At 64.3% G+C, this 14,953-nt stretch carries 8 protein-coding genes and 3 rRNA genes; 2 read left to right on the top strand and 9 right to left on the bottom strand.

Features of this window, described 5'->3' with window-relative positions:
- Positions 1–51: 51 nt before the first annotated feature.
- Positions 52–1,185 carry an NAD(P)/FAD-dependent oxidoreductase gene (locus tag AAIB33_RS17585; RefSeq protein ID WP_345801245.1) on the top strand — a complete coding sequence of 378 codons (1,134 nt, stop codon included), beginning with the start codon at positions 52–54 and terminating at the stop codon, positions 1,183–1,185.
- Positions 1,186–1,194: 9 nt separating this feature from the next.
- Here AAIB33_RS17585 and AAIB33_RS17580 read toward each other — a convergent pair whose 3' ends face one another.
- From AAIB33_RS17580 to AAIB33_RS17545, 8 genes are all read right to left on the bottom strand, one after another.
- Positions 1,195–2,061, bottom strand: a complete 867-nt coding sequence (locus AAIB33_RS17580; RefSeq protein ID WP_345801244.1) for a DUF4184 family protein — start codon at positions 2,059–2,061, stop codon at positions 1,195–1,197.
- Between the two features lie 27 nt (positions 2,062–2,088).
- Positions 2,089–3,387 carry a tyrosine--tRNA ligase gene (gene tyrS, locus AAIB33_RS17575; RefSeq protein ID WP_345801243.1) on the bottom strand — a complete coding sequence of 433 codons (1,299 nt, stop codon included), beginning with the start codon at positions 3,385–3,387 and terminating at the stop codon, positions 2,089–2,091.
- Positions 3,388–3,468: 81 nt separating this feature from the next.
- Positions 3,469–3,585 (bottom strand): 5S ribosomal RNA (gene rrf / locus AAIB33_RS17570).
- Positions 3,586–3,697: 112 nt separating this feature from the next.
- Positions 3,698–6,805 (bottom strand): 23S ribosomal RNA (locus tag AAIB33_RS17565).
- A 400-nt stretch (positions 6,806–7,205) separates the two neighbouring features.
- Positions 7,206–8,726 (bottom strand): 16S ribosomal RNA (locus AAIB33_RS17560).
- Together the 16S, 23S and 5S rRNA genes form the textbook arrangement of a ribosomal RNA operon.
- A 757-nt stretch (positions 8,727–9,483) precedes the next feature.
- Positions 9,484–10,212 carry a hypothetical protein gene (locus tag AAIB33_RS17555; protein ID WP_345801242.1) on the bottom strand — a complete coding sequence of 243 codons (729 nt, stop codon included), beginning with the start codon at positions 10,210–10,212 and terminating at the stop codon, positions 9,484–9,486.
- Between the two features lie 126 nt (positions 10,213–10,338).
- Positions 10,339–11,805 carry a cardiolipin synthase gene (gene cls / locus AAIB33_RS17550; protein WP_345801241.1) on the bottom strand — a complete coding sequence of 489 codons (1,467 nt, stop codon included), beginning with the start codon at positions 11,803–11,805 and terminating at the stop codon, positions 10,339–10,341.
- A 94-nt stretch (positions 11,806–11,899) separates the two neighbouring features.
- Complete coding sequence (locus AAIB33_RS17545; RefSeq protein WP_345801240.1) at positions 11,900–12,100, bottom strand: hypothetical protein; 201 nt, start codon at positions 12,098–12,100, stop codon at positions 11,900–11,902.
- A 150-nt stretch (positions 12,101–12,250) separates the two neighbouring features.
- Here AAIB33_RS17545 and AAIB33_RS17540 point away from each other — a divergent pair, with 150 nt between their 5' ends.
- Complete coding sequence (locus AAIB33_RS17540; RefSeq protein WP_345801239.1) at positions 12,251–13,372, top strand: DUF4192 family protein; 1,122 nt, start codon at positions 12,251–12,253, stop codon at positions 13,370–13,372.
- A 23-nt stretch (positions 13,373–13,395) separates the two neighbouring features.
- On the opposite strand, the gene lysS is transcribed toward AAIB33_RS17540, so the two are convergent.
- Positions 13,396–14,925 carry a lysine--tRNA ligase gene (gene lysS / locus AAIB33_RS17535; RefSeq protein WP_345801238.1) on the bottom strand — a complete coding sequence of 510 codons (1,530 nt, stop codon included), beginning with the start codon at positions 14,923–14,925 and terminating at the stop codon, positions 13,396–13,398.
- Positions 14,926–14,953: the final 28 nt, after the last annotated feature.

Here is a 14,953-nt window from a genome sequence, read left to right as displayed (position 1 = left end):
CATGGACGGAAGCGCAAGCCGGGTCTAGCGTGACCCTCGGGGTGATGCGCCGTGGACGCGGACGTGCTCGTCGTCGGTGCGGGGCCGGCGGGCCTCGCCGTCGCAGCCTGCCTGCAGGAGCGCGGCGTCGAGACGATCATCGTCGACCGGGGCGAGGCGATCGGCGAATCGTGGCGCCGCCGCTACGAACGCCTCCACCTGCACACGCCCCGCTCGCAGTCGGCGCTGCCGGGCCTGAGGATCCCGCGGGAGTTCGGTCGCTGGATCGCGAAGGACGATATGGCGGCGTATCTCGAGCTCTACGCGCGGCAGCACGCCCTCGCTCCCCGGTTCGGCACGCACGTCGATCGTCTCGAGCGCGACGGCGACCTGTGGGTCGCACTCACGGGAGATCGGCGGTGGTCGGCGCGGCATGTCGTCATGGCCACGGGCTACAGCAATGCCGCCGCGCGGCCGGTGTGGCCCGGCGAGGAATCGTTCGCGGGTGAGATCGTCCACGCCGTGGACTACCGCGCGCCGGCGTTCTATTCCGGTCGGCGGGTGCTCGTCGTGGGCGCGGGGAACACGGGCGCCGAGATCGCGGCCGATCTCGTCGAGCACGGTGCCGCATCCGTCTGGCTCTCGATGCGCACGCCTCCCAACATCGTCCCGCGGCAGCTCGGCCCGATCCCCATCACGATCATGGCGGCCGGCATGGAGCACTCGCCGGCCTGGCTCGTCGACCCGGTGAATCGACGGCTCCAGCGCTGGACGCTCGGCGACCTGACTCGGTTCGGCATGCCGGCCCCCACGGCGGGAGTCGTCGCACAGGCGCGGGCGACAGGCGTGACGCCGACGATCGACGTCGGTCTCGTTCGGTGGCTGCGTGCAGGGCGCGTGACTCCCGTCGCGGCCATGGATCGGTTCGACGACGGCAGGGCCGTGCTCAGCGACGGAACCCGGCTCGAGCCCGACGTCGTCATCGCGGCGACGGGCTACTCCACAGGACTGCTGCCCGTCGTCGGGCACCTGGGCGTGCTCGACCTCCAGGGCCGGCCGCTCGTGAACGGTCCGCGCGACCTCGAGCAGGCGCCCCGGCTGCGCTTCATCGGCTTGTCGAACCCCCTCAAGGGCCAGCTGTTCCAGATCCGCCTGCACGCGCAGGCGATCGCCCGCTCGATCGCCCGGGAGCACCGCCCCGCGTGATCTCCCCGGTCAGCGCGGGGCAGGGCGCCGCGTGATCTCCCCGGTCAGCGGGGCAGGGCGCCGCACGCGGACCACCTGCACGAGCACGGCAAGGACGAGGGTCAGCATCCCCCACACGGCGCAGGCCTGAGGGAGCACCCGGTACGCGAGGTGCTGGACAGTGAAGTCCGCGTCGAGCGGGCCGTACGCCGCGATCCCCCACATCCAGGCCACGACGAGCGCCGTGGGGAGGGAGAGCCACCAGACCCAGCGCACCCACCCCCGAAACAGGCGGGGGAGGGATGCTGCAACCGCCCGGCGACGCAACCACAGAACGGCCCAGATCGCGATGATCACGAGGCCGGCGATGCTCGACCCGTGCTGCAGCCACTTGTAGCCGGTGAGCGGCCCCCATCGGTCGTCGAGGACCGGCAGGATGCTGGTGCCCCAGCGCCCCTCGTGGGTGAAGAGGTCCCACGCGATGTGACTTGCGACGCCGATGGCGAGCGACACCAGCATCAGGACGAGCGCCGACCACGACACCGACCACTGCTGCCGCCGACCGGGGGCACGGACCGAATGGATGCCGAGCGTGTCGCGCAGCGCCCCCGCGGCGCGGCGGTCCCAGCCGACGGGAAGCCGCCGCGCGAGCCACGCCGGTGACAGCTCGCGTGCCGCCGGCCGCAGCACGCAGCGCCACACCAGCAGCAGCGCGAGCGCCAGTATGACTGTCGCCGGGAGCCACGCGAAGTCATGCGTGCGGGCGTACCCGAGCGGGGAGGCGCGCGCGAAGAGCGGCAGGTCGGGCGCCATGGCACCCACGGCGATCGCGGCCGGCATGAGCGGAGTTCTCACGAACGGCAGCGCGACGACGGCGTGACTCGGGGTGAAGGGCATGCGTCGTCAGAGCGCAGCGCGCGTGCGTCAGCCGACGAAGAGGCCGGCGAGCGTCTTCTTCCCTCGACGGAGGACCGAGACTCCTCCGGGGAGACCACCCGTCACGACCGCCGAGTCATCCTCGACGCGCACTCCATCGAGAGAGACGCCGCCCTGGGCGATGGCCCGCCGCGCCTCGCTGAGGCTCGAGACCAGTCCGGTCTCGACCAGCGCCTGCACGACGGGGCTCCCGTCCGCGACCGTCGCGTGCGGGAGCTCCTCGAGAGCAGTGCGCAGCGTCGCGGCATCCAGCTTAGTCAGGTCGCCCTGCCCGAAGAGGGCCTCGGAGGCCGCGATCACCGCGGAGGCGGCATCCGTCCCATGCACGAACGTCGTGACCTCGAGGGCGAGGCGCTTCTGAGCGGCGCGGCGGAACGGCTCGGACTCGACGAGACGCTCGTACTCCTCGATCTCGGCGCGGGTGAGGAAGGTGAATACCTTGAGCCGGCTGATGACATCGGAGTCGTCCGTGTTGAGCCAGAACTGGTACATCCGGTACGGGCTGCACATCTCGGGATCGAGCCAGATGGCGTTGCCCTCGCTCTTGCCGAACTTCGTGCCGTCGGAGTTGGTGATGAGCGGGGTGCCGATCGCGTGGACGGGCGCGTGCTCGACGTAGTGGATGAGATCCACGCCGCTCGTGAGATTGCCCCACTGGTCGGAGCCGCCCGTCTGCAGCACGCAGTCGTACGCGCGGAAGAGCTCCAGGTAGTCCAGGCCCTGGAGGATCTGGTAGCTGAACTCGGTATAGCTGATGCCGGCCTCGGAGTTGAGGCGCGCGCTCACCGCATCCTTCTTCAGCATCGTGCCGACGCGATAGTGCTTGCCGATGTCACGGAGGAAGTCGATCGCGCTGAGGGGCGCCGTCCAGTCGAGGTTGTTGACCATCCGAGCGGCGTTGTCACCCTCGAAGCTCAGGAATCGCTCCACCTGACCGCGGAGGTAGCCGACCCACTCGGCGACCGTCTCCTTCGTGTTGAGCGTGCGCTCCGCGCTCGGACGGGGGTCGCCGATGAGGCCCGTCGATCCACCCACGAGACCGAGCGGCTTGTGCCCGGCGAGCTGGAGTCGGCGCATCAGGAGGAGCTGCACCAGGTTTCCCAGGTGCAGGCTCGGCGCCGTCGGATCGAAGCCGCAGTAGTAGGTGATCGGCTCGCCGCCGAGCAGCGCGCCGAGCGCCTCCTGGTCGGTGGACACATGCACGAGTCCACGCCAGACGATCTCATCCCAGACGTTCTCGAACGCGGGATCGTTCGCCGGCGCGAGTGCGCTCACTGTTTCAGGCACGCGTTTCAGGCTATCAGTCGGTTTTCGGGGCGTTAACGCGAAATGGCCACCCTGCGTTGGGTGGCCATTTCGGTAATGGAAGTCCGGCGGTGTCCTACTCTCCCACAGGGTCGCCCCTGCAGTACCATCGGCGCTGAGAGGCTTAGCTTCCGGGTTCGGAATGGGACCGGGCGTTTCCCTCTCGCTATGGCCGCCGAAACACTATTGATGTTTCAGTCAGCACCATCAACGAAGAAGTTGGTGGTGCGGTTCTCGACCGTACATCGAGAACCACTCAGTGGACGCAAGCATCGTTCATTCGAACGGAAGTGTTATCAAGTCATCGGCTTATTAGTACCAGTCAGCTGCATGCATTGCTGCACTTCCACATCTGGCCTATCAACCCAGTAGTCTGGCTGGGAGCCTCTCACCCCGTAGGGTATGGAAGTCTCATCTTGAGGCCGGCTTCCCGCTTAGATGCTTTCAGCGGTTATCCATCCCGAACGTAGCTAATCAGCGGTGCTCCTGGCGGAACAACTGACACACCAGAGGTTCGTCCAACCCGGTCCTCTCGTACTAGGGTCAGATCCTCTCAAACTTCCTACGCGCGCAGCGGATAGGGACCGAACTGTCTCACGACGTTCTAAACCCAGCTCGCGTACCGCTTTAATGGGCGAACAGCCCAACCCTTGGGACCTACTCCAGCCCCAGGATGCGACGAGCCGACATCGAGGTGCCAAACCATGCCGTCGATATGGACTCTTGGGCAAGATCAGCCTGTTATCCCCGAGGTACCTTTTATCCGTTGAGCGACAGCGCTTCCACAAGCCACTGCCGGATCACTAGTCCCGACTTTCGTCCCTGCTCGACCTGTCAGTCTCACAGTCAAGCTCCCTTGTGCACTTACACTCGACACCTGATTGCCAACCAGGTTGAGGGAACCTTTGGGCGCCTCCGTTACTTTTTGGGAGGCAACCGCCCCAGTTAAACTACCCACCAGGCACTGTCCCTGAACCGGATTACGGTTCTAAGTTAGACATCCAGAGTGACCAGAGTGGTATTTCAACAATGACTCCACGGTAACTGGCGTCACCGCTTCATAGTCTCCCACCTATCCTACACAAGCCACACCGAACACCAATACCAAGCTGTAGTAAAGGTCACGGGGTCTTTCCGTCCTGCTGCGCGTAACGAGCATCTTTACTCGTAATGCAATTTCGCCGAGTTCGCGGTTGAGACAGTTGGGAAGTCGTTACGCCATTCGTGCAGGTCGGAACTTACCCGACAAGGAATTTCGCTACCTTAGGATGGTTATAGTTACCACCGCCGTTTACTGGGGCTTAAATTCTGAGCTTCGCCTTGCGGCTAACCCGTCCTCTTAACCTTCCAGCACCGGGCAGGCGTCAGTCCGTATACATCGTCTTGCGACTTGGCACGGACCTGTGTTTTTAGTAAACAGTCGCTACCCACTAGTCTCTGCGGCCTCCAAACGCTTTCGGAGCAAGTCCTAATACGCCGAAGGCCCCCCTTCTCCCGAAGTTACGGGGGCATTTTGCCGAGTTCCTTAACCACGATTCTCTCGATCTCCTTGGTATTCTCTACCTGACCACCTGAGTCGGTTTGGGGTACGGGCGGCTGGAACCTCGCGTCGATGCTTTTCTTGGCAGCATAGGATCACCCACTTTTCATCCGCATCGTGTCTCAGCCTGTATGAGCGACGGATTTGCCTATCGCTCGGCCTACGCACTTGCCCCGGGACAACCATCGCCCGGGTTGGGCTACCTTCCTGCGTCACACCTGTTAATACGCTAACCGCACCAGCATGGGGTCGTGCGCTAGCCCTGCAGCTCTCACCCCGAAGGGATCGATACCGCAGGATTCGGGCACTTAGCACCACTGGATTGATTGGGGCGGTTCTTCGCCGGTACGGGAATATCAACCCGTTGTCCATCGACTACGCCTGTCGGCCTCGCCTTAGGTCCCGACTTACCCAGGGAAGATTAGCTTGACCCTGGAACCCTTGGTCTTTCGGAGGACGTGTTTCTCACACGTCTTTCGCTACTCATGCCTGCATTCTCACTCGTGTAGCCTCCACGGCTGGGTCACCCCGCCGCTTCACCGGCCACACGACGCTCTCCTACCCATCAACACGGCTGGACCACGAAGGCCTACCAATAATGTCAATGCCACAACTTCGGTGGCGTGCTTGAGCCCCGTTACATTGTCGGCGCGGAATCACTTGACCAGTGAGCTATTACGCACTCTTTCAAGGGTGGCTGCTTCTAAGCCAACCTCCTGGTTGTCTGAGCAACTCCACATCCTTTCCCACTTAGCACGCGCTTAGGGACCTTAGTTGGTGGTCTGGGTTGTTTCCCTCTCGACTATGAAGCTTATCCCCCACAGTCTCACTGCTGCGCTCTCACTTACCGGCATTCGGAGTTTGGCTGACGTCAGTAACCTGGTGGGGCCCATCGGCCATCCAGTAGCTCTACCTCCGGCAAGAAACACGCAACGCTGCACCTAAATGCATTTCGGAGAGAACCAGCTATCACGAAGTTTGATTGGCCTTTCACCCCTATCCACAGCTCATCCCCTCAGTTTTCAACCTAAGTGGGTTCGGCCCTCCACGACGTCTTACCGTCGCTTCAGCCTGGCCATGGATAGATCACTTCGCTTCGGGTCTAGGACACGCGACTGAATCGCCCTATTCAGACTCGCTTTCGCTACGGCTACCCCACTCGGGTTAACCTCGCCACGTATCGCTAACTCGCAGGCTCATTCTTCAAAAGGCACGCTGTCACCCCTGCTAAGGAGGCTCCAACGGTTTGTAAGCAAACGGTTTCAGGTACTATTTCACTCCCCTCCCGGGGTACTTTTCACCTTTCCCTCACGGTACTTGTCCGCTATCGGTCATCTGGGAGTATTTAGGCTTATCAGGTGGTCCTGACAGATTCACACGGGATTTCTCGGGCCCCGTGCTACTTGGGATACTCTTCACGCCAAGAGAGGCATTTCGACTACGGGGTTGGCACCCTCTCTGACCCGCCTTTCAATGCGGTTCGTCTATACCTTCTTGTAACGCCGGCTGCTCGGCAGAACAACCAGAAAAGTCCCACAACCCCGAATACGCAACTCCTGCCGGATATCACACGTACTCGGTTTAGCCTGTTCCGGTTTCGCTCGCCACTACTAACGGAATCGCGGTTGCTTTCTCTTCCTGTGGGTACTGAGATGTTTCACTTCCCCACGTTCCCTCTACCCGCCCTATATATTCAGGCGGGAGTCACTGGGTCGGCACGCCGCCCAGCGGGGTTTCCCCATTCGGACACCCTCGGATCACAGTGTGCTTATCCACTCCCCGAGGCTTATCGCAGATTGCTACGTCCTTCTTCGGCTCCAGATGCCAAGGCATCCACCGTTTGCTCTTAAAGACTTGAAATCACATGAGTTCGAATCGTCAATCGAAATTGACTAATGATCTTTAAGATCATCTAACCGAACCGATCCGAAGATCAGCTCGAAGATGCTCGCGTCCACTGTGTAGTTCTCAAAGTACGGGCGGTACCCTCCCCGCCACCAGCAACCAAGCCGGCGCAGAAAAGGCCCTGAGAGTCAGCCACGCCCGACCCGAAGGTCAGACGCACCCGGTCCCTCAGGACCCAACAGCGTGCATGCCCCCACCCGACCACCCCAGACCGTTCCACCAGCCGAAGCTGCGTACTAGACCCGAGATACCCCGATGAGAGCCTCGTCAAATGTTCCACCCATGAGCTGACCGGCAGGACACATTCGATCCTGATCCGGCGCCTGGACACCCGAGAGTGCCAGATGCTCCTTAGAAAGGAGGTGATCCAGCCGCACCTTCCGGTACGGCTACCTTGTTACGACTTAGTCCTAATTACCGATCCCACCTTCGACGGCTCCCTCCACAAGGGTTAGGCCACCGGCTTCAGGTGTTACCGACTTTCATGACTTGACGGGCGGTGTGTACAAGACCCGGGAACGTATTCACCGCAGCGTTGCTGATCTGCGATTACTAGCGACTCCGACTTCATGAGGTCGAGTTGCAGACCTCAATCCGAACTGGGACCGGCTTTTTGGGATTCGCTCCACCTCACGGTATTGCAGCCCTTTGTACCGGCCATTGTAGCATGCGTGAAGCCCAAGACATAAGGGGCATGATGATTTGACGTCATCCCCACCTTCCTCCGAGTTGACCCCGGCAGTATCCCATGAGTTCCCACCATTACGTGCTGGCAACATAGAACGAGGGTTGCGCTCGTTGCGGGACTTAACCCAACATCTCACGACACGAGCTGACGACAACCATGCACCACCTGTATAGAGACCTTGCGGGGCGACTGTTTCCAGCCGTTTCCTCTATATGTCAAGCCTTGGTAAGGTTCTTCGCGTTGCATCGAATTAATCCGCATGCTCCGCCGCTTGTGCGGGTCCCCGTCAATTCCTTTGAGTTTTAGCCTTGCGGCCGTACTCCCCAGGCGGGGAACTTAATGCGTTAGCTGCGTCACGGAATCCGTGGAATGGACCCCACAACTAGTTCCCAACGTTTACGGGGTGGACTACCAGGGTATCTAAGCCTGTTTGCTCCCCACCCTTTCGCTCCTCAGCGTCAGTTACGGCCCAGAGATCTGCCTTCGCCATCGGTGTTCCTCCTGATATCTGCGCATTCCACCGCTACACCAGGAATTCCAATCTCCCCTACCGCACTCTAGTCTGCCCGTACCCACTGCAGGCCCGAGGTTGAGCCTCGGGTTTTCACAGCAGACGCGACAAACCGCCTACGAGCTCTTTACGCCCAATAATTCCGGATAACGCTTGCACCCTACGTATTACCGCGGCTGCTGGCACGTAGTTAGCCGGTGCTTTTTCTGCAGGTACCGTCACTTCCGCTTCTTCCCTGCTAAAAGAGGTTTACAACCCGAAGGCCGTCGTCCCTCACGCGGCGTTGCTGCATCAGGCTTCCGCCCATTGTGCAATATTCCCCACTGCTGCCTCCCGTAGGAGTCTGGGCCGTGTCTCAGTCCCAGTGTGGCCGGTCACCCTCTCAGGCCGGCTACCCGTCGACGCCTTGGTGAGCCATTACCTCACCAACAAGCTGATAGGCCGCGAGCTCATCCCTGACCGAAAAATCTTTCCAACTGCTGAAGATGCCTTCGCAGCTCATATCCAGTATTAGACGCCGTTTCCAGCGCTTATCCCAGAGTCAGGGGCAGATTGCTCACGTGTTACTCACCCGTTCGCCACTGATCCAGGAAGCAAGCTCCCCTTCACCGTTCGACTTGCATGTGTTAAGCACGCCGCCAGCGTTCATCCTGAGCCAGGATCAAACTCTCCGTAAAGAAAAATTGCATACCACGGCCGGAAAAAGACCGAAGCAGCGAGTTTGAAACTGACCAAAATGGATGTCAATGCTGACAAATCCAATAATTGATCCAAAGGAATCTCACCCAGCCGAAGCTGGAACGAGGTTATTTGGCATTTGACAAGTGCACGCTGTTGAGTTCTCAAGGATCGGATGCACCTGCCGCTCAGCCTCTCAGCCTCGCCCGCAGGGCAACTTCACTATCAATGCTTCGTTCGCATCGGTCGACGCACCTCGACGCGAAGTCGAAGGCGAGTGCCGAGCTAGCTCTCACGAAGCCAGATCCGATGCCCGGCGTCTCGGCTTGCGGCCGGCCCGCTCGGGCAACTTCACTAGTGTATCCCTCTCGCTCGCGATGTCAAATCGGCCACTCGGAACGCGTGGAGCGTCACCGGGAGGACTCTTCGACGACTTCGAGGAGTGGGAACCTCCATCCTAATCCTGACGGATCCGAGCCTCAAGGAAGTTCGGGGATGAAGGGTGGTTCTCCGCTTGAGGGGGGTAAGGCTCTCGGCCTCTCCGCTTCCCTGTGGGGCGAACAAGTAATAAGTTACGCGGCTCCGACGGAACGGGCAAATCGACGCTCCATCCCGGGCGTGTCGGCCTCCGAGGGCCCGGAATCACGGCCCTTCGGGCCCGACACCACGGCCCGGAAGGACGGGGGCCGAACCACCCGCCGAAAGACGGATTCGGGATGCCTCGGACGAGGCATCCCGAATCTCAAGGAAAGGCGGTCAGGCGTTGGTGCCGTAGATCGGGATTTTGACGTTGTCGAACTGGTCGCCCTTGAGGATCGCGCTGACCCCCGTGGTCTCCTCGAGGTCGTTGACCGCTGTGACGGCGGCGCGGGGAGCCATGTCCATCGTGCAGACCTGGTTCGCCGCGGGCGTCTCGTACGTCACCGTGACCTCGGCCGGCCCCGTGGCGGCGACGTCCTGGATGACGGGCGGGCACGAGGACGAACCCCACGTGAGGATCACGAACTGGCCCTGCACCGTCGCCCAGCCGGCACTCGGGTTGTAGTCGGTCTCGCCGCCCGCCGTGAGACCGGAGGCCCCCGGGAGCTCGACCTGGCCCAGGTACTGGTCGCCGGTCACCTCGATCGGGAGATTCTTCGACGGGTCGACGCCCTCGGGCACCTGCACGAGGGTGACGCGGGGGACGAGGTCGCTCGTACACGGCGTCGCCGCAGCCGGCGCGGCCAGCGTCACGTTGAGAGTGCCGCCGGAGTACTTCGCCTCGTCGGCGACGGGAACGCACGTCGAGCTGCCGAGCGTGACGAGGCCGATCATCCGGCCGTTGTCGAGCCATGCGGCGCCCAGGTCGGGATCGGGTGTCGCGCTCTCCTGAGTCGTCGGTGTGGGCGATGCCTCAGGCGTGCCCGAGGTCGTCGTCGCACAGCCGGCGAGGAGCAGGCTTGCGAGAGCGAGGGCGCCGAGTCCGGCGAGAACGGAACGAGCCATAGGGGTGCCTTTCGACGAGGAATGCGTCGCGCCCGCTGTGCTCGAGGCGCGCCCGGCAAGCACCATCATGGCGCAGGCATCCTGAATCGTCGCGGAAAGATCGATAACGCGCCGATCACGAACCCGCTACTGCAGAGCGGAGGTGAGCCTCGCGAGGTTGTCGAGCACGGTCGAGCGCAGCGGCTGCTTCTCCCACTCCTCGAGGGTGAGCTCTCGGCTGAGGTCGCGGTAGTGCTGCTCGACGCCGCGCATCTCGCGGACGAACTCCTCGCCCCGCACGAGCATCGAGATCTCCATGTTGAGACCGAAAGAGCGCATGTCCATGTTGCTGGAGCCGATGATGGCCACCTCGTCGTCGATCGTCATCGACTTCGAGTGCAGGATGTAGGGCTTGCGATACATCCAGATCTTCACGCCGGCACGGAGCAGCACTTCGTAGTAGCTGCGCTGAGCGTGGTAGACGACGGCCTGATCGCCCTCCTCCGAGACGAAGAGCTCGACCTGGAGGCCTCGGTGGCACGCCGTCGTGATGGCGTTGAGGAGGGCTTCATCGGGCACGAAGTACGGGCTCACGACGATGACCTTGCGCTGCGCGTAGTACATCAGCCCGAGGAACAGCCGCAGGTTGTTCTCGAACTCGAACCCGGGGCCCGACGGCACGATCTGGCAGTCGAGGTCGCCGGGACCGGAGGTCACAGCGAAGAGGTCGATCTCGTCGGTGAGCACCTCGTCGGTCTCGCTGTACCAGTCGGAGAGGAAGACGGCGTTGATGGATGCCACGACCGGCCCCTCCACGCGCACCATGAGGTCGACCCAGTGCAGCCCGCGCTTGATGTTCTTGCGGAGGTTGTAGGTCGAATCGGTCATGTTCTGCGAGCCCATGAAGGCGACCGTGCCGTCGATGACCGTGAGCTTGCGGTGGTTCCGCAGGTCGGGGCGCTGGTACTTGCCCTTGAACGGCTGCACGGGAAGCATCAGGTGCCACTGGGCGCCCATGGCGTCGAGCCGCTTGAGGGTCTTGCGGTAGAACGGCTTGCCGCGGTTGGCCCAGTGGTCGAGCAGCACGCGCACCGGCACGCCCCGAGCCGCAACCTCCTCGAGTGCGCGGAAGAAGTTGTCGGTCGACTCGTCGGACTGGAGGATGTAGAACTCCACGTGCACGTACCGCTTCGCTTCGCGGACGGCATCCGCCATCGCGTCGAGGCTCTCCTGGTAGTCGGAGATGAGGTGCGCGCCGTTGTCGCCGGCGAGCGGCATGGCACCGAGATTGCGGTTGAGCGTGACCATCGACGTGAACCAGTCGGGGGCGTTCGGCCGATGCGTGCCGAAGTCGAGGTGCGCGCTGGTGTCGTGGATGTAGTCGTTGATGCGCTCCTGCTTGCGGCGGCGCTTGCGCGGGAGGCGCGGATTGCCGATCAGCAGGAAGAGGAGCACGCCGATCAGCGGGATGAAGTAGATCGCCAGAAGCCAGGCGGTCGCCGACGTCGGTCGTCGATTGCGCGGGACGAAGATGATCGCGAGGATGCGCACGGTGAGGTCGAACAGGAAGACCAGGATGAGCCACCAGGACGCGTCGAACGTGATCGTCAGCACTCCGGCCGCGCCTCCTCACTCCGCCTGCCCCGAGCGGTGAGCCCAGCGTAGTGCCCGGTCACGACAGGGACGGGCCCGTCGCGTCGGGCGAAGATCAGTGGACGGTGTCGCGGGATGCCGCAGGCTCGGCCGGCGGCAGACCCCGCTTCGCGCGCTGCTCGGCCTCGATGCGGGCGTACTCGCGGCGCTCGGTGCGGTCGGCGCGCAGGATGCTGCGCAGGATCCAGAAGAACAGCACCGTGACGACGAGGGTCGGCAGGAGCGTCCAGAACACAGCAGTCCAGTAGTCGCTCACCCTTCAAGGATACGTACCTCCGCCGTTTGCGCGAGACGAGGGTCGTCGACCCACGTGATCCGCTCCTCCCCAGGCGGTGTTTCGGCCGGAGCTTTCCACCGCCGCGGAGTCGCGTCGTTCTCACGGGCGCCGCCCCGCGAGGCTCGCGGGATGACGACGATCGTGAAAGCCGCCGACGCGGCTCAGTTCCTCTCCCTCATCCCCCGCATGCTCGGGTTCCACCCCAGACGCAGCCTCGTCATGATCCCGTTCGCGGGCTCGCGGAGCCTCGGGGCGATGCGCCTCGACCTGCCGCCCGACGACGAGTCCGTCGATTCCGTCGCGGCGACCTTCCTCGGCATGGTGTGCCGGCTGCCCGGCGCCGACGCCGTGGCATCCGTCGCGTACACCGACGAATCCTTGGCGAAGGGGATGCCGCACCAGGCGCTCGCCGCCGCGCTCCGGCGCCGCGCCGATGCGTGCGGCATCCGGCTCAGCGACGCCCTGTGCGTGGGTGCCGATGGCTGGGGCTCCTACCTCGACCGCGACCTGCCGCCGGGCGGGCATCCCCTCGCCGAGCTCGGCGACGAGCCGCCGGGCGCAGAGCACCTCGAGATCGCCGACGGCGACCAGGAATCGGGCGCCCAGCTGCCGGCGTCCGACCTCGTCGAGAAGGAGGCCGTCGGGCGCGCACTGGAGAACCTCGCGGAAGCGGTCGCGCTGCTGTGCGGGACGGATGCCGGCGCCGGTGCGGCGCCCGATCGACGCGTCGATCCCGCAGCCCTCACCGCCGTGTGCGACCTCGACGACCTGCCGGGGCTGTTCGAGGAGGCGCTGGACTGGGATGCCGACGACCTCGACGCGTACGACATCGCGGTGCTCGTGTGGTGTCTTGCACGGCCGGCGGTGCGCGACATCGCGCTCGTCGGGTGGTGCGGAGGGCTCGACGCCGGCGACGAGGCGTTCGACGCGCAGCTGCGGTGGGAGGCGGGCGAGGAGTATCCGGCGCACCTCGCGATGCACATGTGGGGCGAGGGCGACCGCCCCGACCCGCAGCGCCTCGAGACGGCGCTGGCGCTCGCCAGGCGCGCCGCCGCCGCAGCCCCGCGCTCATGGCGACCGGGGCCGCTCGCGACCTGCGCCTGGCTCGCCTGGGCGCTCGGCCGTTCGACGCACGCCGAGAAGTACGCATCCCGGGCGTGCGAGATCGAACCCGAGCACGGCCTGGCCGAGATCGTGCGCTCGTTCGTGCACGCCGGGCACCTGCCCGACTGGGCCTTCCGGCCGCGGTGACGGTTACGGCCGTGCCGAGCCGGCTACTTGACGAGCGGGAAGAGGATCGTCTCGCGGATGCCGAGCCCCGTGAGCGCCATGAGCAGGCGGTCGATGCCCATCCCCATTCCGCCCATCGGCGGCATCCCGTGCTCCATGGCCCGGAGGAACTCCTCGTCGATCCGCATCGCCTCGAGGTCGCCCCGCGCAGCGAGCCGCGCCTGCTCCTCGAACCGCTGGCGCTGGATGACGGGGTCGATGAGCTCCGAGTAGCCCGTCGCGAGCTCGAAGCCGCGGATGTAGAGGTCCCACTTCTCGACGACGCCCGGGATCGAGCGGTGCTCGCGCACGAGCGGGCTCGTGTCGAGCGGGAAGTCCATGACGAACGTGGGGCGGGTGAGGCCGCCCTTGATGAAGTGCTCCCACAGCTCCTCGACGAGCTTGCCGTGGGTCGCGTGCGGCGGCACCTCGACGCCCGCGGACGCGGCGAAGGCGAGCAGCTCGTCGAGCGGCGTCTCGGGAGTGATCTCGCGACCGGATGCCTCCGACAGCGAGCCGTACATCGAGATGCGGTCCCAGTCGCCGCCGAGGTCGTAGACGGTGCCGTCGGCCCACGTCACGGTCGTCGATCCCGAGACGGCGACCGCGGCATCCTGGATCAGCGCCTGCGTGAGATCGGCGATCCCGTTGTAGTCGGTGTACGCCTGGTACGCCTCGAGCATCGCGAACTCGGGGCTGTGGGTGGAGTCGGCGCCCTCGTTGCGGAAGTTGCGGTTGATCTCGAAGACCCGGTCGAGCCCGCCCACGACGGCACGCTTGAGGAAGAGCTCCGGCGCGATGCGCAGGTAGAGGTCGGTGTCGAAGGCGTTCGACTTCGTGATGAAGGGACGAGCGGATGCCCCGCCGTGCTGCACCTGCAGCATCGGCGTCTCGACCTCGATGAAGCCGCGGTCGGCGAAGGTCCGGCGGAGGCTCGCGTTGGTCTTGGCCCTCGCGACGACCGTCTCGCGGGCCCGGTCGCGCACGATGAGGTCGAGGAAGCGGCTGCGGACGCGGCTTTCCTCACTGAGCTCGGAGTACATGTTGGGCAGCGGGAGGATCGCCTTGGAGGCGATCGTCCATTCCGCGACCATGATCGAGAGCTCGCCGCGGCGGCTCGAGATGACCTCGCCGCTCACGAAGACGTGGTCGCCCAGGTCGACGAGCTCCTTCCACCGCTGCAGCGACTCGTCGCCGACAGCCGCGAGCGACACCATCGCCTGGATGCGGCTGCCGTCGCCCGACTGCAGCGTCGCGAAGCAGAGCTTGCCGGTGTTGCGGCTGAACACGACACGACCCGCGACGGCGGCGGTGACGCCGGTCTCGGCGCCGGCCTCCAGACCGGCGTAGCGCTCGCGGAGAGCGGGGATGGTGTCGGTGAGGGGAACCGTGACGGGGTAGGCGCCGCCGGCGGCATCCGCCCGCTCCGCGATGAGCCGTTCGCGCTTCGCCAGCCGGACGGCCTTCTGCTCGAAGATCTCCTCCTCGCTCGTGGCGTCGTCGGCGGGCGCGGCGGGCGCGGTGGTGTCGGTCATCGCTGGAGGCTCCTCGGAAGTCGCCGCC

The sequence above is a fragment of the Microbacterium sp. AZCO genome (genome assembly GCF_039614715.1).
In the GTDB taxonomy this organism is placed as follows: domain Bacteria; phylum Actinomycetota; class Actinomycetes; order Actinomycetales; family Microbacteriaceae; genus Microbacterium.
The sequence above is the reverse complement of the archived record's forward strand: the minus strand, read 5'-3'. Positions and strand labels throughout refer to the sequence as shown.